Below are 25158 nucleotides of genomic sequence, written 5' to 3'. Positions count from 1 at the left end.
CCGATGCAAACGCAGATGCTGATCAATGGCCAGCTGGTCGCAGGTCAAGGCCCGGCCTGGACCGTGCTCAACCCGGCGCTGGGTACGGCCCTGGCGCAAATCAACGAAGCCACCGAGGCCCAGGTGGACAGCGCCGTGCGCGCCGCCGACCAAGCCTTCGACAGCTGGTCGCAAACCAGCCCCAAGGACCGCTCGCAAACCTTGCTGGCGCTGGCGGACGCCATCGAAGCCCATGGCGATGAACTGGCCCGGCTGGAATCGCAGAACTGCGGCAAGCCCCTCAGCGCGGCGCTGAACGACGAAATCCCGGCGATTGCCGATGTGTTCCGCTACTTTGCCGGTGCGGCGCGCTGCCTGGGCGGCTCGGCGGCCGGCGAATATCTGCCGGGCCACACCTCGATGATCCGTCGCGACCCGTTGGGTGTGGTGGCCTCCATCGCACCCTGGAACTACCCGTTGATGATGCTGGCCTGGAAGATCGCGCCGGCCTTGGCAGCCGGCAACACGGTGGTGATCAAACCCTCCGAACTGACCCCGCTGACCGCCTTGCGACTGGGTGAACTGGCCCAGGACCTGCTGCCGCCGGGCGTGCTGAACATTCTCTTTGGCCGCGGCCAGACCGTCGGCAACCCGCTGGTCAGCCATCCCAAGGTGCGCATGGTGTCGCTGACAGGCTCCATCCCCACGGGCGCGCACATCATCAGCGCCACCGCCGACAGCGTGAAACGCATGCACATGGAGCTGGGTGGCAAGGCGCCTGTGCTGGTGTTTGATGATGCTGACATCGACGCCGCCATCGACGGCATCCGCACGTTCGGCTTCTACAACGCCGGCCAGGACTGCACCGCAGCCTGTCGCCTTTATGTGCAGGACGGTATCTACGACCGCTTCGTCGAGGGCCTGGGTGCAGCAGTAGCGAGCCTGAAACCTGGCCTGCAGGAGGCCGAGGACACCGAACTGGGGCCGCTGATCAGTGCCCAGCACCGCGACAAGGTCGCCGGGCTGGTGCAGCGGGCCATCGCCCAACCGCACATTCGCCTGGTGACGGGTGGCAAGGCGATTGAGGGCAATGGTTTCTACTTCGAGCCGACCGTGCTGGCCGACGCCCTGCAGGACGACGAGATCGTGCGCAACGAAGTATTCGGCCCAGTGGTCTCGGTCACGCGCTTTAAAGACGAAGCGCAGGCGCTGGAATGGGCCAACGACTCCAACTACGGCCTTGCCTCATCGGTGTGGACCCGCGACACCGGCCGCGCCCACCGCCTGGCGGCGCGCTTGCAGTACGGCTGCACCTGGGTGAATACCCACTTCATGCTGGTCAGCGAAATGCCCCATGGCGGGCAGAAGCATTCAGGGTATGGGAAGGATATGTCGATGTATGGGCTGGAGGACTACACCTGCGTGCGGCATGTGATGATCAAGCATTGAGGAAAGCGTTGGAGTCTGTCGTTAGAGTTGTGGCGCCTACGAGATCGAGCGCCGCGCGGGCGGCGCTCGATTTCTGCCCTGCACAAAATTTCGCAAATCACCCGCAGGCCGGTACGCTAGTCGCGCAAATCGGACTCGTGAATCGGGTTGGCGCGGCTGGTCGCGCGCTGGTACTGCGCAGGCCAGGTGGCCTTGTTGCCGCCCAGGTCGTCGTCGGCGTGCAGTGGCCAGTACGGGTCGCGCAGCAGTTCGCGGGCGAGGAAGATGAGGTCGGCCTGGCCAGTGCGCAGAATGTGTTCGGCCTGGGCCGGTTCGGTGATCATGCCCACGGTGCCGGTGGCAATTTCCGATTCCTTGCGCACACGTTCGGCGAAGCGGGTCTGGTAGCCGGGGCCGGTGGGGATCTCGGCGTTTACCGAGGTACCGCCAGAGGACACATCGATCAGGTCCACACCCAACCCTCGCAGGCGACGAGCCAGTTCGACAGTTTCATCCGGGTTCCAGCCATCCTCGACCCAATCGGTTGCCGAAACCCGCACCAATAGCGGCAATTCGGCAGGCCACACCGTGCGCACGGCCTCGACCACCTGCAGGGTCAGGCGGATACGGTTTTCAAAGCAACTGCCGTACTCGTCGCGGCGCTGGTTGCTCAACGGTGACAGGAACTGATGCAGCAGGTAACCATGGGCGGCGTGTATTTCGACCACCTTGAAACCGGCCTTCAAGGCGCGCTCAGTCGAGGCGACAAAGGCCGCGATTACGCCCTGGATCTCGTCCTGGGTCAGCTCGTGTGGCGCTGTGTGTTGCGGGTCGAAGGCGATCTTCGATGGGCCTACTGGCTGCCAGCCTCCCTCTTCGACTTTCACACTGCCCTGTTTGCCCAGCCATGGGCGGTAGGTACTGGCCTTGCGCCCGGCGTGCGCCAATTGTATGCCCGGCACGGCCCCCTGGGCGGTAATGAAACGGGTGATGCGTTGCAGCGGTGCAATCTGGGCATCGTCCCACAGGCCGAGGTCTTCGGCGGTGATGCGGCCATCGGCAGTAACCGCCACGGCTTCCGTGATCACCAAACCCGCGCCACCCACCGCACGGCTGCCTAAATGGACAAGGTGCCAGTCGTTGGCCAGGCCATCGATGGCGGAATACTGGCACATCGGCGATACGGCGATGCGGTTGGGCAGGGTCAGCTGACGCAGGGTGTAAGGCTCGAGCAGCAGGCTCATGAGGGCACCTCCCAAGAACTCCAATGGTGATCCGGCCCGGGCACTCAATTGCACGTCCCTGGCCCAGGTCCGGTCATAACTTCAGACTAGACCAGAATGGGTGGGGGGGAGGTTCCATGGGATTTTGGGTGGAGTGCGGGTGGGGTGCGGGTGGGGTGCGGGTGTCAGGCTCGAAAGTGATGTCGCCGGTGAGATCGAGCGCCGCCCGCGCGGCGCATCGCGACGCAAGGCCGCTCCCACATTTGTTGCAACGTGGCCATGTCTGTGAGGCCATGGTTGGCAGCCTTGGCGCATGACGGAAGGCTGGTGGAGCGATAACAGCGTCAGCGCACAGGCATCGTCAGACCAACAAGGCGCGCAACCATGGCCTTGCAGGTTTGGCACGTTGCAACAAATGTGGGAGCGGCCTTGCGTCGCGATGCGCCGCGCGGGCGGCGCTCGATTTCCGCCACACCAAACAACTCAAGGCAAGCCCAGCGACCCCGTCAGCGCGGCTCCATGTGGGCAATCATCAACTGCACACTTTCGTTGCCACGAAACTCGTTCACATCCAGCTTGTACGCCAGTTCGACCCAGCGCACGGTCGGGTTCGGCCACACTTCGCGGTCGACGCCAAAAGCAATGCCATCCAGTCGCACCGAGCCACATTCGCTCTTGAGCACCACCTTCAGGTGCCGCTCGCCCACCACGCGCTGCTCCACCAACTGGAACACGCCATGAAACAGCGGCTCAGGAAAATGCTGGCCCCAAGGCCCGGCATGGCGCAGGGCCTTGGCCAGGTCGAGGTGAAATTCCTCCACGGCCAGGCTGCCATCTGACAACAGCCGGCCTGTCAGGTCTTCCTCACGCAGCTGACGACGCACTTCTTCGTCAAACGCCTCGGCAAAGGCCGGGAAATTACCCTCAGGCAACGATAAGCCCGCAGCCATGGCGTGGCCGCCGAACTTGCTGATCAGTTGTGGGTGGCGCGCCGCCACGGCATCCAGTGCATCGCGGATGTGGAAGCCTGGTACCGACCGCGCCGACCCTTTGAGCATGCCTTCACCGGCATCGGCGAAGGCGATGGTAGGCCGGTGGTAACGCTCTTTCAGCCGCGAAGCCAGAATACCGATCACGCCCTGGTGCCAGTCGGCATCGAACAGGCACAACCCATACGGCATGGACTCCACCGGCAGGTCCCTGAGCTGGGCCAGGGCCTCGCGTTGCATGCCCTGCTCGATGGACTTGCGGTCCTGGTTCAACTCGTCAAGCTGCTGGGCCATGTCCTGGGCCAGCGCCGCGTCTTCGCACAGCAGGCACTCGATGCCCAGGCTCATGTCGTCCAGGCGACCGGCGGCGTTCAGCCGCGGGCCGAGGATGAAGCCAAGGTCAGTCGAGGTGATACGCCGGTGATCGCGGCGGGCCACTTCGAGAATTGCTTTAAGCCCTGGGCGGGCGCGACCGGCGCGGATGCGCTCAAGGCCCTGATGCACCAGGATGCGGTTGTTGGCATCCAGCGGTACCACGTCGGCAACGCTGCCCAACGCGACCAGGTCGAGCAGCTCGCCGATGTTCGGCTGTGCTTGCGTCTCATAGCGCCCCAGGCTGCGCAGGCGCGCGCGCAGGGCCATCAGCACATAGAAGATCACCCCTACCCCGGCCAGCGCCTTGCTCGGGAACGTACAGCCAGGCTGGTTGGGGTTGATGATAGCGTCGGCATCGGGCAGTTGCTGGCCTGGCAGGTGGTGGTCAGTGACCAGCACCTTGAGCCCGGCGGCCTTGGCTGCCGCCACACCCTCGACGCTGGAAATACCATTGTCCACGGTGATCAGCAGTTGCGGCTGACGCTGCAGCGCCACCTCGACGATTTCCGGGGTCAGGCCATAGCCGTATTCGAAGCGGTTGGGCACCAGGTAATCGACGTGGGCCGCACCCAGCAGCCGCAGGCCCAGCACCCCGACGGTGCTGGCCGTGGCGCCATCGGCATCGAAATCGCCAACGATAAGAATGCGCTGGCGCTGGTCCAGCGCCTCGACCAGCAGGTCGACACCGGCCTCGATGCCCTTGAGTTGCTGGTACGGCAGCAGGCGCGCCAGGCTTTTGTCGAGCTCGGCCTCGCACTGTACGCCGCGCGCGGCGTACAGACGGGTCAGCAAGGGTGGCAAGTTACCCAGAAATGGCAGTGTCGGCGGCAGGGGGCGAGGTTCGATACGCATAGGTCGCTTCAGCCACGCTCACCGAGCAGCCACTGCAGTTGCACCTCGTGCTGGCCACGGTCATCGGTCACGAACACCGTACCTTCACTGATCATCACGTCCCACTTGATGCTGCGCGGCATGTCGGTAGCCAGCGTCTCCAGCACCTCCTGAGGCACGGCAGCGATGTTCAGGTTTTTCAGGTTCTTCACGGCACCTACCACCTTGCCTTCCCACACACGCAGGCTGCCATAGGCCAGCAGGCTGGTGCGTTCGGTACGGCGCGAGCACCAGGTCAGGCGGTCGGCGTCTGGCTGGCCAACTTCGATCCAGTGCAACACGCGATCATCCAGGCTCTTTTCCCACAGCGCCGGCTCATCGACATCCGAAAGACCGCGGCCAAACGACAAGTTCTCGTTGTACCAGAGCGCGTACGCCAACAGACGAACCGCCATACGCTCTTCCGTTTCCGAAGGATGGCGGGCAATGGTCTGCTTGACGCTTTCGTAGACATTGCGATCAAGGTCGGTCAGATTCAATTCGAACTTGTAGGTGGTGGACGGCTGGGCCATGGTCGACGGGCTTCGTGCAAAAGAAAAGTGGCACAGTCTAACCCATCCGCTCTCTCCATGCGCCGCAGCAGTACCCGGCGAAACCGACGTGTGATAAAACCACGGCTCTGCCCAGCTGCCACGGATACCCCATGTCGACGCCCAGCAAACCCCTCGCCGGCCTCAAAGTTGTCGAACTTGGCACCCTGATTGCCGGGCCGTTTGCCTCGCGCATCTGTGCCGAATTCGGCGCCGAGGTGATCAAGGTCGAATCCCCCGACGGCGGCGACCCGTTGCGCAAGTGGCGCAAGCTGTACGAGGGCACTTCGCTGTGGTGGTTCGTGCAGGCGCGCAACAAGCAATCGCTCACCCTCAACCTCAAGCACCCCGAGGGCCGCGAGATTCTGAAGCGCCTGCTGGCCGACGCCGACATCCTGATCGAGAACTTCCGCCCGGGCGTGCTGGAAAAGCTCGGCCTGGGCTGGGATGTGCTGCATGCGCTGAACCCGGGCCTGGTGATGGTGCGCCTTTCGGGCTTTGGCCAGACCGGGCCGATGAAAGACCAGCCGGGCTTTGGCGCCGTGGGCGAGTCGATGGGCGGTTTGCGCTACATCACCGGCTTCGACGACCGCCCGCCGGTGCGCACGGGCATTTCCATCGGTGACTCGATTGCCGCCTTGTGGGGGGTAATCGGCGCGCTGATGGCGCTGCGCCACCGTGAAGTCAATGGCGGCCAGGGCCAGGTGGTGGACGTGGCGCTGTACGAGGCGATTTTCGCCATGATGGAAAGCATGGTCCCGGAATTCGATGTGTTCGGCTTTATCCGCGAGCGCACCGGCAACATCATGCCGGGTATCACGCCCTCCTCGATCCATACCAGCGCCGACGGCAAGCACGTGCAGATCGGCGCCAACGGCGATGCAATCTTCAAGCGCTTCATGCAGGCCATCGGCCGTGCCGACCTGGCAGAAGACCCGACCTTGGCCAGCAACGATGGCCGTGACCTGCGCCGAGACGAACTGTACGGGGTGATCGACCGCTGGGCCAACAGCCTGCCCCTGGAGCAATTGATGCAGGTACTGACCACGGCCGAAGTGCCCGCCAGCCGTATCTATTCGGCCGAGGACATGTTCAAGGACCCGCAGTACCTGGCGCGGGAGATGTTCTTGCAAGCCAAGCTGCCGGACGGCAAGCCATTCCGCATGCCGGGCATCGTGCCCAAGCTGTCGGATACGCCTGGTTCCACCGAGTGGGTCGGCCCGGCGCTGGGCGAACATACCGAAGCACTGCTTACCCGCCTGGGCTATGACGCGGCGGCCATTGCCGGCCTGCGCGAAGCCGGCGCGGTCTGACGCCTGTCGCCGCCCTCGCCCATGCGCGCTGCCCGCGGGTTACGCCACCTGATCCTGCTGTGCGGGCTACTGCCCGCATTGCTCCTGCAGCCGGTCAGTGCCAAAGAACGCATCGTCTGGCTGGTACGTGACCTGCCGCCCTTCACCATTTTTCACGGCACGGAAAAAGGCCAAGGGGTAATCGACCAGTTGTTGCCGCTGCTCATCGGGCAGATGCCTGAATACGACCACAGCATCGTACGGGTCAACCGCGCCCGCGGCATCCAGATGCTGCAAGACCGCAACAGCTTCACCTGCGACCCGACACTGCTATGGACCGCGGAACGTGCCGAATATGTGCGCTTTTCCATGCCATCGCTGGGCGTGCTCAGCGGTGGCCTGGTGCTGCGCCAGGAAAACCAGGCGCTGGTGGCACCCTACCTCGACGGGCAGCAGGTAGACCTGCATGGCCTGCTGAGCAACGACTCGCTGAAGCTCGGAATTGTTGCCGAGCGCAGCTACGGCACCCAGATTGACGCCATCCTGCGCCAGTTGCCCGACAGCGTGCTCAGCCGCCATTACGGCAATGATGCCACCGCCAACCTGCTGCAGATGCAACAGCTGGGGCGCCTGCGCATGGTGCTCGGGTACTGGCCGGAAGTGCGTTATCTGATTCAGCAGCAAGGGGGCTCACTGGCGGATTACCAGTTTCATCCTGTGCAGGGGGTGGCGCGCTACCAGTTTTTGCATGTAGGTTGCTCGGACAGCCCGCTAGGGCGCGCAGCGATCGCGCATATCGACCAGCTCTTGCCTGCACTGCGCCGGAATGTGTTGCCGCAGTGGTACGCGCGCTGGCTGGACCCGGCGCTGCATGAAGACTACCTGGAAGAAAGCAAGCACTTCTTCGAAGACCAATAGCCGGTTGATCAGCATGCCTGGGGCCTGTAAAAGCCTTACCGGAAAAAAGAAACCCCGGACGCTGGGGAAGACGCCCGGGGCCAAGCGAAAGCCATTGAGGCTTCCCGAGGCAGCCTTGCCAGCACCGGAGCAAAGCACTGGCTGGCTACCCTTACACTGTCTGATGAACTACTCAGGCAAAGGTTCCCCTCGGTTCCTGACGCTGCTGCAGCGCCGCGATCACACAGGGCTGCAAACGCCCTTCGGCGATCTGCAAGTCACGGTGCAGGCCATCTACCAGATCGATCAACAGGCGCTGCTCCTGCAACTGACGCTCGCTGACCGTGCGCCGTAGCGTAATGCCGGCGACACGGTCGTGCAGGGTCAATTGGCGATTACCGCTGGCATCGGCAACGCCGAGCTGGGCCTGGTAAGGCGTCAGGGCTTCGTTGAGCAGTTTGCAGATTCTTTCCATCCGGGTCACTCGCTGCGTGGTGGGATCTAAAGGAACTGACCAACAAGCGCAGCGCAAAGTTCGTCATGCCGCGCAGTTTCAGTGAGCATGCGTGGCAGACGTGACAGTTTGAATACGCCGCCACGGGCGGGCTTGCAGCGCTTGCAAGGCACGCTGCAGGCGTGTGGTAGAAAGCGGCCAGGGGAGTTCGGCGAGCACCCAAAGGCCCCGATTTCTTGCCGCCTGGGCAAGGTCCTGGTGTTTGGGAGTGGCTTGGCCGACGAACAACAGCGCACGTGATCGATGCTGCCGTGCGAGCAAGGCAAGGCCCGCCCGGGTTGGCATGGCATGGTCAAGAATCAGCAGATCGGGCCCACGTTCAGCGGCCAGGCAGGCGTCCAGGTCGGTTGCGTTTGCGCTGATGCGCACGTTGAACATGCCTTGGGCATTGAGGGCCTGGTGCAGGATGATCTGGTGTGATGGGCGAGCCTGGTGGATCAACACGTAGGGCTGGTGCATATGCCGCTCCTGGTGAGAGGACCGGCTAATTTAGGCTACGCGTTGAGGCGCCTGAATAGGACTATTCTGAAACGCTTGAGGGAAGATTCCGAGCTTCTGGAGCCGCGTTGCGGCCCCAGAAGACAACGCAGTTACAGCGGCTTGCCGCGGTTACCGTGCTGGCTGACAAAGCCCTGGACTGCTTTCAGGTCATTGGCCAGCACCGTGCAACGCTCTTCACGGCTGAACAGGTCGCTGAGGTGCGCCGGCAGTTCCAGCGCCCTGCCTACACCCGCCTTCTCTACCGCTTCCGGGAACTTGACCGGGTGCGCGGTACCCAGCACCACCATTGGCGTATCCAGGCTACGGCGGCACTCACGGGCAGCCTTGACCCCGATCGCGGTATGCGGGTCGAGCACTTCACCGGTGGCGGCGAAGACCTCGGCAATGGTCTCGCAAGTCTGCTCGTCACTCACGGCCAGCGAGTCGAACAGCTTGCGGGCTTCGGTCCAGCGGCCTTGCTCGACGCTGAAGCCGCCACCTTGTTTGAAGCTGTCCATCAGCTCGGCAATCGCCCCACCGTTGCGACCGTGCAGGTCGAACAGCAGGCGCTCGAAGTTGGACGAGACCATGATGTCCATCGACGGCGACAGGGTCGCGTGCAGGGTTTCCTTGACGTACTGATTGCCGCTCATGAAGCGGTGCAGGATGTCGTTGCGGTTGGTGGCGACGATCAGCTGGCTGACCGGCAGGCCCATGTTGCGCGCCAGGTAACCGGCGAAGATATCGCCGAAGTTGCCGGTTGGCACCGAGAATGCCACCGAACGCGCCGGGCCACCCAATTGCAGGGCTGCATGGAAGTAGTAGACGATCTGGGCCATGATGCGCGCCCAGTTGATCGAGTTGACTGCCACCAGGCGGGTGCCCTTGAGGAACGACTGGTCAGCGAAGCTGGCCTTGACCATTTCCTGGCAGTCATCGAAGTTGCCTTCGATGGCGATGTTGTGGATGTTGTCGCCGAAGAGGGTGGTCATCTGGCGGCGCTGCACTTCAGACACGCGCTGGTGCGGGTGCAGGATGAAGATGTCGACGTTGTCGCAACGGCGGCAGCCTTCGATGGCGGCGGAACCGGTATCACCGCTGGTGGCACCGATGATCACTACGCGCTCGTTACGCTTGGCCAACACGTGGTCAAGCAGACGGCCAAGCAGTTGCAGGGCGAAGTCCTTGAACGCCAGGGTCGGGCCGTGGAACAGCTCCAGCACCCACTCGTTGCCGTTCAGCTGACGCAGCGGGGCGACCGCAGCGTGAGCGAACTCGCCGTAGGTTTCTTCGAGGATCTTCTTGAAGTCGGCGTCGGCGATGCTGCCTTCAACAAACGGGCGCATCACACGGAAGGCCAGCTCGTGGTACGGCAGGCCAGCCCACGAGGCGATTTCTTCCTGGGTAAAGCGTGGCAGGTTCTCGGGGACGTACAGGCCGCCGTCACTGGCCAGGCCAGCCAGCAGCACGTCTTCGAAATTCAGGGCCGGTGCCTGGCCGCGGGTACTGATATAGCGCATGGGTGCAAACCTTCAATGCTGGGGCCGGGGCCGCACTGGCGGCCCGACGGCACTCGTTTGTTAGTTGAGCTGTTCGACGCGGATGCGCACGACCTTGCCGACCACGTCCTGCAGGGCTTCCAGGGCGACGATGGCGTCGTTGATGCTCTGCTCGACCACGCCGTGGGTCAGGAGGATCATTGGCACCAGGCCGTCCTGCTCCTCGGCTTCCTTCTGCATGATCGACTCGATGTTGATGCCACGCTCCGACAGGATGCTGGCCACCTGGGCCAGTACGCCTGGGTGATCCTTGGCCTGGATGCGCAGGTAGTAGGCGCTTTTGCAGGCTTCGATCGGCAGGATCGGGTGGGCCGACAGCGAGTCTGGCTGGAAGGCCAGGTGCGGTACGCGGTTTTCCGGGTCGGAGGTCATGGCGCGGACCACATCGACCAGGTCGCCGACCACCGACGAAGCGGTGGGCTCCATGCCGGCGCCAGCACCGTAATACAAGGTGGAACCGGCAGCATCACCGTTGACCATGACGGCGTTCATCACACCGTTGACGTTGGCGATCAGGCGGTCGGCCGGGATCAGCGTCGGGTGCACGCGCAGCTCGATGCCTTCGGCGGTGCGGCGCGCCACGCCCAGGTGCTTGATGCGGTAACCCAGGGCCTCGGCGTAGTTCACGTCAGCGGTGGTCAGCTGGGTGATGCCTTCGGTGTAGGCCTTGTCAAACTGCAGCGGAATGCCGAAAGCGATCGACGCCAGGATGGTCAGCTTGTGCGCGGCATCGATGCCTTCGACGTCGAAGGTCGGGTCGGCTTCGGCGTAACCCAGCGCCTGGGCTTCGGCCAGCACGTCCGGGAAGGCACGGCCCTTCTCACGCATTTCGGTGAGGATGAAGTTGCCGGTGCCGTTGATGATGCCGGCCAGCCAGTTGATACGGTTGGCCGACAGGCCTTCGCGGATGGCCTTGATCACCGGGATGCCACCCGCCACGGCCGCTTCGAAGGCGACGATCACGCCCTTTTCGCGGGCCTTGGCAAAAATTTCGTTACCATGCACGGCAATCAGCGCCTTGTTGGCGGTGACCACATGCTTGCCGTTTTCGATGGCCTTGAGCACCAGATCACGGGCGATGGTGTAGCCACCGATCAGCTCGATGACGATATCGATCTCCGGGTTGCTCGCAACTTCGAACACGTCAGCGGTAATGGGGGTACCGGTAATCTGGCAGTTCGGGTTCTGCGAGCGCATGGCGATCTGGGCCACTTCAATACCGCGCCCGGCACGGCGGGCAATCTCCTCGGCGTTGCGCTGAAGTACATTGAAGGTTCCGCCACCGACGGTCCCCAACCCACAGATGCCTACTTTGACCGGTTTCACTGTGAACTCCCCATTGAACGGCCGACACCTTCGCCGACCGTGAAACATGCCGTCACCCCATGACGACGGCGTACTGAATTGGATTACTTGGCAAGTGCCAGCTTGGCGACCTGCGGTGCCGGCTGGTAGCCCGGAATGACCTGGCCGCTTTCGAGGACGATAGCCGGCGTGCCGTTGACGCCGATCGACTGGCCCAGCTGGAATTGCTTGCCGACCGGGTTGGCGCACTTGGCGGCCTTGATCTCTTCACCTTCGACCATCTTGTCCATCGCCCCGCGGCGGTCACTGGAGCACCACACCGCCTGCAACTGCTGGTCACCCGGCGAGCCGAGCCCTTGGCGCGGGAAGGCGACATAGCGCACTTCGATACCGCGACGGTTCAACTCGGGCACTTCGGCGTGCAATTTGTGGCAATACGGGCAGGTGGTGTCGGTGAACACGGTGATGTGCGACTTGGTCTCGCCTTTGGCAGGATAAACCACCATCTCGGCGGCTGGAATGCCGTTGATGAGTTTGGCAACCCCTTGGCGTTCGGTCTTCTCGGTGAGGTTGACCGGCTTGCCGTCCTGGATCTGGAACAGGTAGCCCTGCATCACGAACTGGCCGTCGGCGCTGGCATACAACACGCGGCCGCCCTGCAGCTTGACTTCATACAGGCCGTTGAGCGGGCTGCTGGCCACGCTTTCTACTGGCACTTCCAGCTCGAGGTTCTGCAGCGATTTGCGGATGGCCTGCTCGGCCACGGCATTGCTGTCGGTTGCCGCGGCAACGGCAAAGGTACTGGCCAGCGCCAACGCGGCGGCGGCGAAAAACTGGGTCACGCGCATGGGAACTCCTGAAGGCGGACAGGGGCCGGGGGCGCCACCTGCGGAAAATACGCGGTGGCCGTGCGGCCCTTGGTGCAAACCGCCCAAGCCTACCACATCACACCACCGGTGAAGGGGCTTGCAAGGACCAGTCGGCGGAACATGAAAAACATTCATCCACGTGGGTGGTGCTGTGCGTGCAACTGCTGCAGGCGGGCTTTGGCCACGTGGGTGTAGATCTGAGTGGTCGAGAGGTCGCTGTGGCCGAGCAGCATCTGGACCACGCGCAGGTCGGCCCCATGGTTGAGCAGGTGAGTGGCAAAGGCATGGCGCAGCGTGTGTGGCGACAGCGGTTTGTCGATACCTGCCACCCGGGCATGGTGCTTGATGCGGTGCCAGAAGGTCTGGCGGGTCATCTGTTCGCCGCGCTGGCTGGGGAACAGCACGTCGCTGGGGCGGCCATTGAGCAACTCGGCGCGGCCATCGCGCTGGTAGCGCTCCAGCCACACTACTGCCTCTTCGCCCATGGGCACCAGGCGCTCTTTGCTGCCCTTGCCCATCACCCGAAGCACACCTTGGCGCAGGTTGATCTGGTCAAGGGTCAGGCTGACCAGTTCGGTGACGCGCAGACCGCAGGCATACAGCACTTCGAGCATGGCGCGGTCACGCTGGCCGATGGCTTCACCCAGGTCCGGGGCCTGCAGCAAGGCTTCAACGTCAGCTTCGGACAACGACTTGGGCAGCGGCTTGCCCAGTTGCGGCATCTCGACCTGCAGGGTCGGGTCAATCGCCACCAGCTTCTCGCGCAGCAGGTAGCGGAAGAAACCCCGCAGGCCGGACAGAAAGCGCGCCGTGGAGCGTGGCTTATAGCCCTGATCGAGGCGCCAGGCGAGGTGGTCGAGGATCAGGTCACGGCCGGCGTCGGGCAGGGAAACCGAATGCTCCTGCAGCCAGCCATTAAACAGCGCCAGATCGCTGCGATAAGACACGCGGGTGTTGTCGGACAGGCCTTTTTCAAGCCAAAGGGCGTCGAGAAACTGGTCGATCAGGGGGTGGTCTAGGGCGGGCATTCGGGGCTGCTGGATGTTGGACGTTGGCCTAGTGTTTCACAGCAGCTGACAGGTTGTCTGTACTGGCCTCCTCGCGGCTAAAGCCGCTCCCACAGGGTTTGCCACAAGATCAGGAATTGTCTTACCCCTGTGGGAGCGGCTTCAGCCGCGAAGAGGCCGGTGCAGGAAAAGCTCAGGCCTGGGGCAAAACGGGCACAGGGCGCTTGTCCTCATCGATGGCGACGAAGCTGAAGACACCGTGAATCGCCCGCTCGCGGCCGTCCAGGTACATGTTCTCGACAAACACGTCCACCTGCACCTGCAGGCTGGTATTGCCAACCTTGACCACCGAGCCCACCAGTTCAACGATAGAGCCCGCCGGGATCGGGTGCTTGAAGTCGATGCGGTCGGTGGACACGGTCACCAGCGGCAGGCGGCAGAAACGCGTGGCGGCGATGAACGACACTTCGTCCATCCAGGCCAGGGCGGTACCGCCGAACAGTGTGTTGTGATGGTTGGTAGTGTTGGGGAACACCGCCTTGGTCACGCGGGTCACCGACAACTCGGTGCGGCGCTGGATTTCCTGGTCTCGGGTAGTGCTCATGGGTTACTCCATCATACAGCGGGCGGGCCATTGCGCGCCCTTCGCGGGTAAACCCGCTCCCACAAAAAAAGCAGCCCGAAGGCTGCTTTTTTCTCGCTAGGCGGCCTTGGCCACCGGGCAAACTGTACTCAGGACAGTTTTTCCTTGATGCGAGCGGCTTTGCCGGACAGGTCGCGCAGGTAGTACAGCTTGGCTTTACGCACGTCACCACGACGTTTCACGGCCAGGCTGTCGATTTGCGGGCTGTAGGTCTGGAAGGTACGCTCTACGCCAACGCCGCTGGAGATCTTGCGCACGGTGAAGGCGCTGTTCAGACCGCGGTTACGCTTGGCGATAACAACGCCTTCGAACGCCTGCAGACGGGAACGCTCACCTTCCTTCACTTTAACCTGGACAACAACGGTGTCGCCTGGTGCGAAGGTCGGGATTTCCTTGCTCATCTGCTCGGCTTCGAGCTGCTGGATGATCTTGTTGGTCATGCTGTGCTCCTAAGATGGATACGCGATCCACCATCGATACGTTTAACTATCGTCCCGCTCGCGGAGGTATTCCTCGAGCAGCTTCTTCTCTTCTCCAGAAAGCGAGCGACTTTCCAGAAGATCGGCGCGTCGTTCGAAGGTCCTACCAAGGGACTGCTTCATCCTCCAACGCCGGATATGTGCATGGTTGCCACTTAGCAACACGTCGGGAACACGCTGATCCGCATACACCTCAGGTCGGGTGTAGTGCGGGCAATCCAGCAGACCGTCGGTGAAGGAGTCTTCTTCCGCCGAGTCCACATGCCCTAAAGCTCCGGGCAGCAGCCGTGTAACCGCATCGATCAGTACCATGGCCGGCAGCTCGCCACCGGAAAGCACATAGTCACCAATCGACCACTCCTCATCGACATGAGCCTCGATAAAGCGCTCGTCGATGCCTTCATAACGACCGGCGATCAGGATCAACGATTCCTGTTCGGCCAGGCCTTTGACCGCCTGCTGAGTCAGCTTGCGGCCTTGTGGCGAGAGGTAGATCACCTTCGCCGCAGCTCCGGTCGCTTGCCTGGCGCTAACCAGGGCGTCTTCCAGAGGCTTGATTTTCATCACCATGCCCGGACCACCGCCAAACGGCCGATCATCTACCGTGTGGTGACGATCTGTGGTGTAGTCCCGCGGGTTCCAGCAAGTTACCTGAAGCAACCCCTGTTTCACCGCGCGGCTGGTAATGCCGTACTCCGTGATGGCCGAGAACATCTCGGGGAACAACGTGATGACGTCTACGCGAAGGTTACCCATCGTTTAGAAGTCCGCGTCCCATTCGACCCGCATCACGCCTGCTTCCAGGTCGACGTTGAGCACGCATTGCGCCGTGTAGGGCAACAGACGCTCGCGATCATCCAGGCTGCCTGCGCAGGGCTTGACCACCATTACATCGTTCGCACCGGTCTCCAACAGGTGATCGACCTTGCCGAACAGCTGTTCGTCCTGGTTGATGACCTTCAGACCTACCAACTGGTACCAGTAGTACTCGTCGGCAGCCAGGTTGGGCAAAAGGCTCCGCGCAATGCAGATTTCGTAACCGCTCAGAAGACGGGCTTCATCACGATCATCGAGGCCTTTCAACTTCACGACCAGGCCCTTTTGGGAGCCACGACCGCTGACCAGCTCGACCTGCTTTACCTTGCCTTCGTGCCGAAGCGTCCAGCCGGGATAATCCAACAGGTTTTCAATCGGATCGGTAAAGGAATACACCTTCACCTCGCCGCGAACGCCGTGAACCGAAAAAATCTTGCCAACGACGATGAGGTCGTCAGCCTTTTCTGGCGTCGCGTTCATACTGTTCAGGCAGCGGCCTTGGCAGCGTCCTTCAGCAGCTGAGCAACACGCTCAGACGGCTGTGCGCCCTGGCTCAGCCAGTAGGTGACGCGCTCTTGGTTGACCGACAGCTTGACTTCGGCGCCCGATGCGATCGGGTTGAAGAAGCCAACGCGCTCAACGAAACGGCCGTCACGGGCGTTACGCGAGTTGGTCACGGTCAGGTGGTAGAATGGGCGCTTTTTCGAGCCGCCACGGGCCAGACGAATGGTTACCATGTGAACATCGTTCCTATAGTCGGTGTTGCAGTTTGTACTGCAAATCTGAATGCCAAATAGGCACACGGGTGCCCAAAAGGCCGCATATTCTCGGGGAATACACGGACATTTGCAAATGACTTTTTCGGCAAGGCATTGCCCCACCGTCCAGATTTGCCGATTTAGCCGCTAAATCAACGGCAGTTGCCCCGCCAGGCGGGGGTTCTGGAAGCCTGCCCCGCTAAAGGCGGGCTCCCGGAATAGGGATTACAGCTTCGGCATGCCGCCGCCTGGCAGCATCCCGCCCAAGCCGCGCATCATCTTGGCCATGCCGCCTTTGGCGGAGAATTTCTTCATCATCTTCTGCATTTGCTTGTGCTGCTTGATCAGCCGGCCGATGTCCTGCACCTGCGTGCCGGAACCCAAGGCGATACGGCGCTTGCGCGAACCACTGATCAGGTCAGGGTCGCGGCGCTCGGCCGGGGTCATGGAGTTGATGATCGCTTCCATCTGCTTGAACTGTTTCTCGGCCGCGCCCTGGGCGTTGCCCATCTGCGACAGGTTGACCCCACCGATGCTCGGCAGCTTGTCCATCAGGCCGCCCAGGCCGCCCATGTTCTTCATCTGTTGCAGCTGGTCGCGGAAGTCTTCGAGGTCGAAGCCCTTGCCCTTCTTCAGCTTCTTGGCCAGCTTGTCGGCCTTGGCCTTGTCGATGGTCTGCTCGGCCTGCTCGATCAGGCTGAGCACGTCACCCATGCCGAGGATGCGCGAAGCGACGCGGTCAGGGTGGAACGGCTCGAGGGCCTCGGTCTTCTCACCCATACCGATGAACTTGATCGGCTTGCCGGTAATGGCACGCACCGACAGTGCAGCACCGCCACGGGCATCACCGTCCACCTTGGTCAGCACCACGCCGGTGAGTGGCAGGGCCTCGCCAAAGGCCTTGGCAGTGTTGGCGGCGTCCTGGCCGGTCATGGCGTCGACCACGAACAGGGTCTCGATCGGCTTGACTGCAGCGTGCAGCGCCTTGATCTCGTCCATCATGTCGGCGTCGATGTGCAGACGGCCGGCGGTGTCGACGATGACCACGTCGATGAACTTCAGCTTGGCTTCGCGGATGGCCGCTTCGGCAATGGCCACCGGCTTCTGGCTGATGTCGGACGGGAAGAAGGTGACGCCGATGTCGTTGGCCAGGGTTTCCAGCTGCTTGATCGCCGCCGGACGGTAGACGTCGGCGGACACCACCATCACGCTCTTTTTCTTGCGCTCTTTAAGGAAGCGCGCGAGCTTGCCGGCAGTGGTGGTCTTACCGGCGCCCTGCAGGCCGGCCATCAGTACAACGGCAGGCGGTGCGGCGTTCAGGGCAAGGTCTTCGTTGGCCGCGCCCATCAGGCTTTCCAGCTCGGCCTGGACGATCTTCACGAACGCCTGGCCCGGGGTCAGGCTGCGCGACACTTCGGTGCCGACCGCACGCTCCTTGACGCTATTGACGAAATCCTTGACCACCGGCAGGGCAACGTCGGCCTCAAGCAGGGCCATGCGCACTTCGCGCAGCGTGTCCTTGATGTTGTCTTCGGTCAGCTTGGCCTTGCCGGTGACATGGCGCAGCGTCTGTGACAGGCGGTCGGTCAGGTTTTCGAACATGGTGATCCTTTCAGGCCCAGTAAAAGCCGAGGTTTGTCAGGCACCCTGGGGGAAATACACACCCGCCGGGCACAGCAAGGCGGCGATTATAGCGAAGTGCAGCGGCGGCGCACACCTTGGGAGACATTCGGTGGCTGCAGTGCCCCCTTCGCGGACACGCCCGCTCCCACCGGATCCCCACCTTATTGCGACCTGCGCTGGACCTGTGGGAGCGGGCGAGCCCGCGAATGCCCTGACACAAGCCTTCAGTCTTCCTTGATCAGCGGAATCTATGCCAAACTCCGTCTCTTTAAGGCTCGCCAACCAGGACTTATGGTTTCCTCTCCCAGCCTCATCCCCAACCTGATCGCTGCCGGCCTTTATATAGCGGCGGCCATCTACCAGGGTTCGCACCTGGCCCAGGGCCGCAAGTCCGACAAGCGCCTGCTTGCCCTGCTGGGTACCTTTGCGGTGCTCGCCCAGGCCGGTGCACTGTACTTCCAGCTGATCACCCCGCTGGGCCTGAGCCTGGACTTCTTCAGCGCCGCCAGCCTGATCGCCGTGGCCGTCATCGCCCTGACCCTGGTGGCCTGCCTGCGCATACCGGTAGAAAACCTGCTGGTGCTGCTGTTCCCGCTGGGTGCGGTGACTGCACTGCTGGCGCAGTTCGCGCCACCTGGCACAGTGCCGCTGATCAACGAAGAGCCGGGCATCCTCGCGCATATCCTGCTGTCGATCCTGGCGTACGGGCTGTTTACCATCGCGGTGTTCCAGTCGCTGCTGTTGCTGCTGCAGGACCACCAGTTGAAGCACAAGCACCCGTCCGGGCTGATCCGCAACTTCCCGCCCCTGCAAACCATGGAAAGCCTGCTGTTCGGCTTCCTCTGGGCCGGCTGGTGCCTGCTGTCGCTGTCGCTGATCTCCGGCTGGCTGTTCCTCGACAACCTGTTCGCCCAGCACCTGGTACACAAGACCTTGCTGGCCTGTGTCGCCTGGGTGGTGTTCAGCGTACTGCTGTGGGGCCGCACCCGCCTGGGCTGGCGTGGCCACAAGGCCATCCGCTGGACGCTGGCCGGTTTCTGCCTGCTGATGCTGGCCTATTTCGGCAGCAAGCTGGTTCGCGAATTCATCCTGCATATCTGACGGCCGCTCATGGACACACTGCCGTACGCACCGCTATTCGGCACTTTGGCACTGGCGCTGCTGTGGTCGGCGCTGTTCACCACGGTGGAAGCCGCCCGACTGCAGCTCAATGGCACCCTGCGCGCCCACGAGGACGGCCAGCCCGTGCTACCGGCACAGGCCCTGGTGCTGTGCGCCAGCCTGGGCAAGCTGCTGGTGTTGGGCCTGGCCTGCCTGGTGGGCCAGCGCCATAGCGGCGAGCACGGCTTCTGGCTGGCAGGGCTGGCCGCAACCCTCACCTTGCTGGTGTTTGCCGAGTACCTGCCGCAGCGCCTGGCCCGGCGCAACCCACAGGCATGTGTCAACCTCGGTACCAGCCTGCTGAAAGTGCCCCTCGCCCTGCTGCAGCCACTGGCCTGCCTGCTGGACGGTTTCGCCAAGCTGCTGCTGCGCCCGTTCCGCGTGCAACCCACGGCCGTGGCCCTGCACCCGCAGGAAGCCGACGACTTCGACGAAGACGAGGAGCACGAAACACCCCGCCATGGTCTGCTCGATGGCCTGCAGGCGCTGGACAAGATCACCGTCAACGACATTCTGGTACCGCGCAACGAAGTGGACGGCATCAACCTCGACGAGCCGATCGAGCGCATCATCGAGCAGTTGATCGTCAGCCGCCATACCCGCTTGCCGGTCTACCACAACGACATCAATCAGGTCGAAGCAATCCTCAACACCAAGCTGATCAGCCACCTGCTACCCAAGGCCGACCTGACCCTGGAGGCACTGCACGGCGCCTGCTACGAACCCTATTTCGTGCCGGAAAGCACGCCCTTGCAAATGCAGCTGCTGAACTTCCACAAGCAACAGCGCCGGTTGGGTGTGGTGGTGGACGAGTACGGCGAGGTGCAGGGCATCGTCACCCTGGAAGACATCCTCGAAGAGATCGTTGGCGAGTTCGAGGACGAACAGAGCCTGGAAAACCCCCATGTACACCCGCAATCCGATGGCACCTTCGTCATCGACGGCAACGCCTCGCTGCGCGAGATCAACCGCACCCTGGGCTGGCACCTGCCCTGCGACGGCGGGCCGAAAACCCTCAACGGGCTGGTGACCGAAGCGTTGGAAAGCATCCCGGAAACCGCCGTTTGCCTGAAGATCGGCCGCTATCGCCTGGAAATCCTCGAAACAGAGGACAATTGTGCCAGCAAGGTACTGGTGTGGACGGTGACCCGATAGCTATACTCGGGTCACGCTTACCCAGCCCCGCCGCCACGCCTGCTACCCGCACCCGGCGTTCCACGGCCAGTCCGCTCCACTGACACGCCCTGCGGTCCTGCTTCAACACCCCGAACAGTGCCCGCGCCGCCCCTACCCCCCTTGGGCTATCGTCAGTCGTGCGCACACAACAACAAAACGCTCCGGCGCCCGCGCAACCGTGCCTGCCTTTTTTCGGCACGCCGCTGCGGGCCATGCCCATGGAGCCGGACCAGACTGTCAGGGACCTATTCAATGACAAGCAGCACCTATGCCGAAGCGCCTGACGCGCCGGTCAACTCGCCCGCGCGGGTCGCCACTGCCAGCTTCATCGGCACCGCCATCGAGTTCTACGATTTCTATGTCTACGCCACCGCTGCAGCCCTGGTGATCGGCCCGGTGTTCTTCCCGTCCGGGTCGGGCACCGCGCAAATGCTGGCAGCCTTCCTCACCTTTGGCATCGCCTTTCTCGCCCGCCCGCTGGGTTCGGCGCTGTTCGGCCACTTTGGCGACCGCATCGGCCGCAAGTCGACCTTGGTTGCCTCGCTGCTGCTGATGGGCGTCTCTACCACGGCCATCGGCGTGCTGCCTGGCTATGACAGTATTGGCGTGTGGGCGCCGATCATTCTTTGCCTGCTGCGCTTTGGCCAAGGACTGGGCCTGGGCGGTGAATGGGGTGGCGCGGCGTTGCTGGCCACCGAGAACGCCCCGGAGGGCAAGCGCGCCTGGTTCGGCATGTTCCCGCAGCTGGGCCCTTCGATCGGCTTTTTGGCCGCCAACGGCCTGTTCCTGACCCTGGCCCTGACGCTCAGCGACGAGCAGTTCCGTGAATGGGGCTGGCGTATTCCGTTCTTGCTCAGTGCCGCGCTGGTACTGGTGGGCCTGTATGTGCGCCTGAAGCTTGAAGAAAGCCCGGTCTTCGCCAAGGCTGTCGCCCGCCATGAGCGGGTGAAAATGCCAGTGTTCGAGCTGTTTTCCAACTATTGGGTGCCCACCCTGCTGGGCGCTGCAGCGATGGTGGTGTGCTATGCGCTGTTCTATATCTCCACGGTGTTCTCGCTGAGCTATGGCGTGACCACGCTGGGTTACAGCCGCGAGACATTCCTTGGCCTGCTGTGCTTCGCGGTGGTGTTCATGGCCTTGGCGACGCCGCTGTCGGCCTGGCTCAGCGACCGTTACGGGCGCAAGCCGGTGCTTATCGTCGGCGGCCTGCTGGCGGTAGCCTCAGGCTTTACCATGGAGCCGCTGCTGACTTCGGGGTCGACGGCCGGTGTGGCGCTGTTCCTGGCGATCGAGCTGTTCCTGATGGGCGTGACCTTTGCGCCGATGGGGGCACTGCTGCCTGAACTGTTCCCGACCCACGTGCGTTATACCGGGGCTTCGGCGGCGTACAACCTGGGCGGCATTGTCGGCGCCTCGGCGGCACCGTTCTTTGCCCAGAAGCTGGTCAGCATGGGCGGGTTGAGCTGGGTGGGGGGATATGTATCGGTCGCGGCGGTGATCAGCTTGATTGCCGTGCTGTGCCTGAAAGAGACCCGTAATACCGCACTTTGAGTGGACCGGGGCTGCTTTGCAGCCCATTCGCGGGACAAGCCCGCTCCCACAGGATTGCCACAGGCCTCAGGCATTGCGAGTGGTCTGTGGGAGGCCATTCGCGGGGCAAGCCTGCCCCCACAGGATTGTCACAGGCTGCAGGCATTGCGATTGATCTGTGGGAGGCCATTCGCGGGACAAGCCTGCCCCCACAGGATTATCACAGGCTGCTGGCATTGCGATTGATCTGTGGGAGGTCATTCGCGGGACAAGCCCGCTCCCACAGGATTATCACAGGCTGCTGGCATTGCGATTGATCTGTGGGAGGTCATTCGCGGGACAAGCCTGCCCCCAAAGGATTATCACAGGCTGCAGGCATTGCGATTGATCTGTGAGAGGCCATTCGCGGGACAAGCCCGCTCCCACAGGATTATCACAGGCCGCTGGCATTGCGAGTGATCTGTGGGAGGCCATTCGCGGGACAAGCCCGCTCCCACAGGATTGCCACAGGCCTCAGGCATTGCGAGTGGTCTGTGGGAGGCCATTCGCGGGACAAGCCTGCCCCCAAAGGATTATCACAGGCTGCAGGCATTGCGATTGATCTGTGGGAGGTCATTCGCGGGACAAGCCCGCTCCCACAGGATTATCACAGGCTGCAGGCATTGCGAGTGGTCTGTGGGAGGCCATTCGCGGGACAAGCCCGCTCCCACAGGATTATCACAGGCCGGTGGCATTGCGAGTGGTCTGTGGGAGGCCATTCGCGGGACAAGCCTCCCCCCACAGGATTATCACAGGCTGCAGGCATTGCGAGTGATCTGTGAGAGGCCATTCGCGGGACAAGCCCGCTCCCACAGGATTATCACAGGCCGCTGGCATTGCGAGTGGTCTGTGGGAGGCCATTCGCGGGGCAAGCCTGCCCCCACAGGATCATCACAGGCTGCAGGCATTGCGAGTGATCTGTGGGAGGCCATTCGCGGGACAAGCCTGCCCCACAGGATTATCACAGGCCGCTGGCATTGCGAGTGATCTGTGGGAGCGGGCTTGTCCCGCGAATGGGCCGCAACGCGGCCCCATACGGTCTCAGATCAGAACTCGACCTTGACCGCCTGGGAAGCGCGGTTCGCCTTGGCCCGTGCCAGCTCCACCGACTCGTCACGCGCCAGGCACACGCCCATGCGGCGAGTACCGTTGATTTCCGGTTTGCCGAACAGGCGAATGGCCGTGTCCGGCTCGCTCAGTGCTGCGCCCAGGTTAGCGAAGCTGGTCTGTTGCGACTGCCCTTCTGGCAGAATCACCGCCGACGCCGACGGGCCAAACTGACGCACCACCGGAATCGGCAGGCCGAGAATGGCACGGGCATGCAGCGCGAACTGCGACAGGTCCTGGGAAATCAGGGTTACCAGGCCGGTATCATGCGGGCGCGGCGACACTTCGCTGAACCACACCTGGTCGCCCTTCACGAACAGTTCCACACCAAACAGCCCGCGACCGCCAAGGGCATCGGTGACTGCCTTGGCCACGCGCTGCGACTCGGCCAGCGCTTTCGGGCTCATGGCCTGCGGCTGCCACGATTCCTGATAATCGCCCTTCTCCTGGCGGTGGCCAACCGGCTCCAGGAAGGTGGTACCGCCAACGTGGCGCACGGTCAGCAGGGTGATTTCGTATTCGAAGTCGATGAAGCCCTCGACGATCACCCGCCCCTTGCCGGCGCGGCCACCTTCCTGGGCGTAGTCCCACGACTTCTGCAGGTCGGCATCGCTGCGCAGCAGGCTCTGGCCCTTGCCGGACGAGCTCATCACCGGCTTGACCACGCACGGGTAACCCACATCGGCCACGGCCTTGGCGTAGTCTTCATAGGTGTCGGCGAAGTGGTACGGCGAAGTCGGCAGGTCCAGCTCTTCGGCGGCCAGACGGCGGATGCCTTCACGGTTCATGGTCAGCTGCGTGGCGCGGGCGGTCGGCACCACGTTGAAACCTTCATTTTCCAGCTCGACCAGGGTGGCGGTGGCGATGGCTTCGATTTCAGGGACGATATAGTGCGGCTTTTCGGCCTCGATCACCGCGCGCAGGGCAACGCCATCGAGCATGTTGACCACGTGGCTGCGATGCGCGACCTGCATGGCCGGGGCATTGGCGTAGCGGTCGACGGCGATCACTTCGACGCCCAGGCGCTGCAGCTCGATCACCACTTCCTTGCCCAACTCGCCACAGCCGCAAAGCAGTACACGGGTCGCGGTGGGCGACAAGGGGGTTCCGATACGTGTCATTTCAGGTCCTCGAAGGCGTCCGGGGCCGCGCCAGGCTTTGCGCCGCCCGCTGAAAAAGGACCGCTATTCTACACCATCAACCGGCGACGGCGGCCCGTCGGGCGCGAAATGCCATGGCCAGCCACACGGCAGTGACACCGGCGAACTTTGACGCCATCGCGGTGCCAATCACCGCCGGGGTCAGGGCGCCGATCATGCCGAAAAAGATGAAGGTATCCACCGGAATGCTCAGCGCCGAGCTTAGCCACAGGCGGTCACGCAGTGGCCGGCGGGTAATGCTGAACACCAGCCAGTCGATCAGCTCGGAAATGAAGAACGCGGTGGCGCTGGCCAAGGCAATGGCCGGCTCCGAGGTGACATAGGACAGCACCAGGGCCACCAGCATGGCAACCAGGGCACCATGGCCGAAGCGGGTCTGCACCATGTCGCGCAGGATGAACACCAGGCCGCCCCAGGCGGACCAGATGATGTCCAGGTGCGGGGCGCTGGAAAAGGCGTAGTTGATCAGCACTACGCTGCTGATGTAGGCAATCAGATAGAACATGGCGGGTCGTCTGTGGGCAAGCCGAACAGATTACCGCTGGCGCCCCCGACAGGCAACGCCGTCCCTGTAGCAGCAGCCTTGTGTCGCGCCTACAGGATGAGGCCAGCCTCTACTGCCCGTTCATGGCAAAGCTTGAGCACCGCCCGGCGCTCATCATTGTCCATCCGCCCCCAGCGGCCAATCTCCGCCACGGTACGCTGGCAGCCCGTGCAGATATCCTGCTCGTCCAGTGCACAAATGCTCACGCACGGCGAAGCTACCGGCCGCTCTGCAACATCACTCATCATCAACCACCAGCTCCTGGGCATAACGCTGGGCATTGTGCACGTAATGCGCGGCACTGGCTTCAAGCATGCGTTTCTGCTGTTCTGTCAGTTCACGGACGACCTTGCCGGGCGAGCCCATCACCAGCGAACCGTCCGGGATTTCCTTGCCCTCGGCGATCAGCGCATTGGCGCCGATGATGCAGTGCTTGCCAATGCGCGCGCCGTTGAGGATCACGGCATTGATACCGACCAGGCTGTAGTCGCCCACCGTGCAGCCATGCAGCATGGCGTTATGACCAACGGTAACGCCCTTGCCCAAGGTCAGCGGCGAGCCCATGTCGGTATGCATCACCGTGCCGTCCTGCACGTTGCTGGCTTCGCCAATATCAATGAGCTCGTTATCGCCGCGCAGCACCGCGCCAAACCACACGCTGGCATTGGCCTGCAGGCGCACGTTGCCGATCAGCGTGGCGTTGGGTGCAGCCCAACTGGTGGGGTGGCTTTCGACCCGCAGGTCGCCCAGGCGGTATTTCATGCATGCTCCTCAGGCTGGAACG

25 protein-coding genes are annotated in these 25158 nt (G+C 62.9%); 6 read left to right on the top strand and 19 right to left on the bottom strand.

Features of this window, described 5'->3' with window-relative positions; genetic code table 11:
- The first annotated feature begins 3 nt into the window (after nt 1–3).
- Complete coding sequence (locus OZ911_RS05330) at nt 4–1428, top strand: gamma-aminobutyraldehyde dehydrogenase (protein ID WP_024717678.1); 1425 nt, start codon at nt 4–6, stop codon at nt 1426–1428.
- Nucleotides 1429–1544: 116 nt separating this feature from the next.
- Here the strand turns inward: OZ911_RS05330 and OZ911_RS05325 are convergent, their stop codons facing one another.
- The 3 genes from OZ911_RS05325 to OZ911_RS05315 all read right to left on the bottom strand — a co-directional run bounded on the left by OZ911_RS05325 (nt 1545) and on the right by OZ911_RS05315 (nt 5397).
- On the bottom strand, nt 1545–2651 hold the full coding sequence (locus tag OZ911_RS05325; RefSeq protein ID WP_016485156.1) for an NADH:flavin oxidoreductase/NADH oxidase: 1107 nt from the start codon (nt 2649–2651) through the stop codon (nt 1545–1547).
- A gap of 485 nt (nt 2652–3136) precedes the next feature.
- Nucleotides 3137–4846 (bottom strand): single-stranded-DNA-specific exonuclease RecJ, encoded by a 1710-nt coding sequence (gene recJ, locus OZ911_RS05320; RefSeq protein WP_070087081.1) that lies wholly within the window; start codon nt 4844–4846, stop codon nt 3137–3139.
- A gap of 8 nt (nt 4847–4854) precedes the next feature.
- Nucleotides 4855–5397 carry a YaeQ family protein gene (locus OZ911_RS05315; RefSeq protein ID WP_016485154.1) on the bottom strand — a complete coding sequence of 181 codons (543 nt, stop codon included), beginning with the start codon at nt 5395–5397 and terminating at the stop codon, nt 4855–4857.
- A gap of 131 nt (nt 5398–5528) precedes the next feature.
- Between OZ911_RS05315 and OZ911_RS05310 the strand changes: the two genes are divergently transcribed.
- The gene (locus OZ911_RS05310; RefSeq protein ID WP_023047322.1) at nt 5529–6728 is read left to right on the top strand and encodes a CaiB/BaiF CoA transferase family protein; all 1200 of its coding nucleotides are present in this window, start codon (nt 5529–5531) and stop codon (nt 6726–6728) included.
- 21 nt (nt 6729–6749) lie between these two features.
- On the top strand, nt 6750–7625 hold the full coding sequence (locus tag OZ911_RS05305) for a TIGR02285 family protein (protein ID WP_016485152.1): 876 nt from the start codon (nt 6750–6752) through the stop codon (nt 7623–7625).
- A gap of 172 nt (nt 7626–7797) precedes the next feature.
- On the opposite strand, the gene OZ911_RS05300 is transcribed toward OZ911_RS05305, so the two are convergent.
- The 12 genes from OZ911_RS05300 to ffh all read right to left on the bottom strand — a co-directional run bounded on the left by OZ911_RS05300 (nt 7798) and on the right by ffh (nt 17636).
- Nucleotides 7798–8079, bottom strand: a complete 282-nt coding sequence (locus OZ911_RS05300; RefSeq protein ID WP_016485151.1) for a DUF3509 domain-containing protein — start codon at nt 8077–8079, stop codon at nt 7798–7800.
- Nucleotides 8080–8157: 78 nt separating this feature from the next.
- Complete coding sequence (locus OZ911_RS05295; RefSeq protein ID WP_023047323.1) at nt 8158–8577, bottom strand: ANTAR domain-containing protein; 420 nt, start codon at nt 8575–8577, stop codon at nt 8158–8160.
- 131 nt (nt 8578–8708) lie between these two features.
- Nucleotides 8709–10118 (bottom strand): threonine synthase, encoded by a 1410-nt coding sequence (gene thrC / locus OZ911_RS05290; RefSeq protein WP_023047324.1) that lies wholly within the window; start codon nt 10116–10118, stop codon nt 8709–8711.
- Between the two features lie 60 nt (nt 10119–10178).
- Nucleotides 10179–11483, bottom strand: coding sequence for a homoserine dehydrogenase (locus OZ911_RS05285; RefSeq protein ID WP_016485148.1), 1305 nt, complete (start codon nt 11481–11483; stop codon nt 10179–10181).
- 83 nt (nt 11484–11566) lie between these two features.
- Entirely contained in the window at nt 11567–12310 is a 744-nt protein-coding gene (locus tag OZ911_RS05280) for a thioredoxin fold domain-containing protein (RefSeq protein ID WP_016485147.1), read from the bottom strand.
- Nucleotides 12311–12462: 152 nt separating this feature from the next.
- Nucleotides 12463–13359, bottom strand: a complete 897-nt coding sequence (xerD, locus tag OZ911_RS05275; RefSeq protein WP_016485146.1) for a site-specific tyrosine recombinase XerD — start codon at nt 13357–13359, stop codon at nt 12463–12465.
- Between the two features lie 172 nt (nt 13360–13531).
- On the bottom strand, nt 13532–13942 hold the full coding sequence (locus OZ911_RS05270) for an acyl-CoA thioesterase (RefSeq protein WP_016485145.1): 411 nt from the start codon (nt 13940–13942) through the stop codon (nt 13532–13534).
- A gap of 128 nt (nt 13943–14070) precedes the next feature.
- Nucleotides 14071–14421 carry a 50S ribosomal protein L19 gene (gene rplS / locus OZ911_RS05265; RefSeq protein WP_003252148.1) on the bottom strand — a complete coding sequence of 117 codons (351 nt, stop codon included), beginning with the start codon at nt 14419–14421 and terminating at the stop codon, nt 14071–14073.
- 42 nt (nt 14422–14463) lie between these two features.
- A complete protein-coding gene (gene trmD, locus OZ911_RS05260; protein WP_003252146.1) occupies nt 14464–15216 on the bottom strand; it encodes a tRNA (guanosine(37)-N1)-methyltransferase TrmD in 753 nt (250 codons plus the stop codon).
- 3 nt (nt 15217–15219) lie between these two features.
- The gene (gene rimM / locus OZ911_RS05255) at nt 15220–15756 is read right to left on the bottom strand and encodes a ribosome maturation factor RimM (protein ID WP_023047325.1); all 537 of its coding nucleotides are present in this window, start codon (nt 15754–15756) and stop codon (nt 15220–15222) included.
- A 5-nt stretch (nt 15757–15761) separates the two neighbouring features.
- Entirely contained in the window at nt 15762–16013 is a 252-nt protein-coding gene (gene rpsP, locus OZ911_RS05250) for a 30S ribosomal protein S16 (protein WP_008094480.1), read from the bottom strand.
- Between the two features lie 246 nt (nt 16014–16259).
- Complete coding sequence (ffh, locus tag OZ911_RS05245) at nt 16260–17636, bottom strand: signal recognition particle protein (protein WP_012270758.1); 1377 nt, start codon at nt 17634–17636, stop codon at nt 16260–16262.
- A gap of 312 nt (nt 17637–17948) precedes the next feature.
- Here ffh and OZ911_RS05240 point away from each other — a divergent pair, with 312 nt between their 5' ends.
- The 3 genes from OZ911_RS05240 (at nt 17949) to OZ911_RS05230 (ending at nt 21545) form a co-directional block, all read left to right on the top strand.
- Nucleotides 17949–18758, top strand: coding sequence for a cytochrome C assembly family protein (locus tag OZ911_RS05240; protein WP_016485143.1), 810 nt, complete (start codon nt 17949–17951; stop codon nt 18756–18758).
- A gap of 9 nt (nt 18759–18767) precedes the next feature.
- Nucleotides 18768–19973: a transporter associated domain-containing protein gene (locus tag OZ911_RS05235; RefSeq protein ID WP_023047326.1), complete on the top strand. Its 1206-nt coding sequence runs from the start codon at nt 18768–18770 to the stop codon at nt 19971–19973.
- A gap of 273 nt (nt 19974–20246) precedes the next feature.
- Nucleotides 20247–21545 carry an MFS transporter gene (locus OZ911_RS05230; RefSeq protein ID WP_016485141.1) on the top strand — a complete coding sequence of 433 codons (1299 nt, stop codon included), beginning with the start codon at nt 20247–20249 and terminating at the stop codon, nt 21543–21545.
- A 1064-nt stretch (nt 21546–22609) separates the two neighbouring features.
- On the opposite strand, the gene purT is transcribed toward OZ911_RS05230, so the two are convergent.
- The 4 genes from purT to OZ911_RS05210 form a co-directional block, all read right to left on the bottom strand.
- Nucleotides 22610–23791, bottom strand: coding sequence for a formate-dependent phosphoribosylglycinamide formyltransferase (gene purT / locus OZ911_RS05225; protein WP_023047327.1), 1182 nt, complete (start codon nt 23789–23791; stop codon nt 22610–22612).
- 76 nt (nt 23792–23867) lie between these two features.
- Nucleotides 23868–24335 carry a 7-cyano-7-deazaguanine/7-aminomethyl-7-deazaguanine transporter gene (locus OZ911_RS05220; protein ID WP_010952556.1) on the bottom strand — a complete coding sequence of 156 codons (468 nt, stop codon included), beginning with the start codon at nt 24333–24335 and terminating at the stop codon, nt 23868–23870.
- Between the two features lie 89 nt (nt 24336–24424).
- Nucleotides 24425–24622, bottom strand: coding sequence for a DUF1289 domain-containing protein (locus OZ911_RS05215; protein WP_016485139.1), 198 nt, complete (start codon nt 24620–24622; stop codon nt 24425–24427).
- On the bottom strand, nt 24612–25136 hold the full coding sequence (locus tag OZ911_RS05210; protein WP_023047328.1) for a gamma carbonic anhydrase family protein: 525 nt from the start codon (nt 25134–25136) through the stop codon (nt 24612–24614). Before OZ911_RS05210 ends, OZ911_RS05215 begins: the two co-directional genes overlap by 11 nt.
- Between the last annotated feature and the right edge of the window lie 22 nt (nt 25137–25158).

The sequence above is a fragment of the Pseudomonas fortuita genome, from assembly GCF_026898135.2.
Classification (GTDB): domain Bacteria; phylum Pseudomonadota; class Gammaproteobacteria; order Pseudomonadales; family Pseudomonadaceae; genus Aquipseudomonas; species Aquipseudomonas fortuita.
This window is presented reverse-complemented; position numbering and strand designations above follow the sequence as displayed.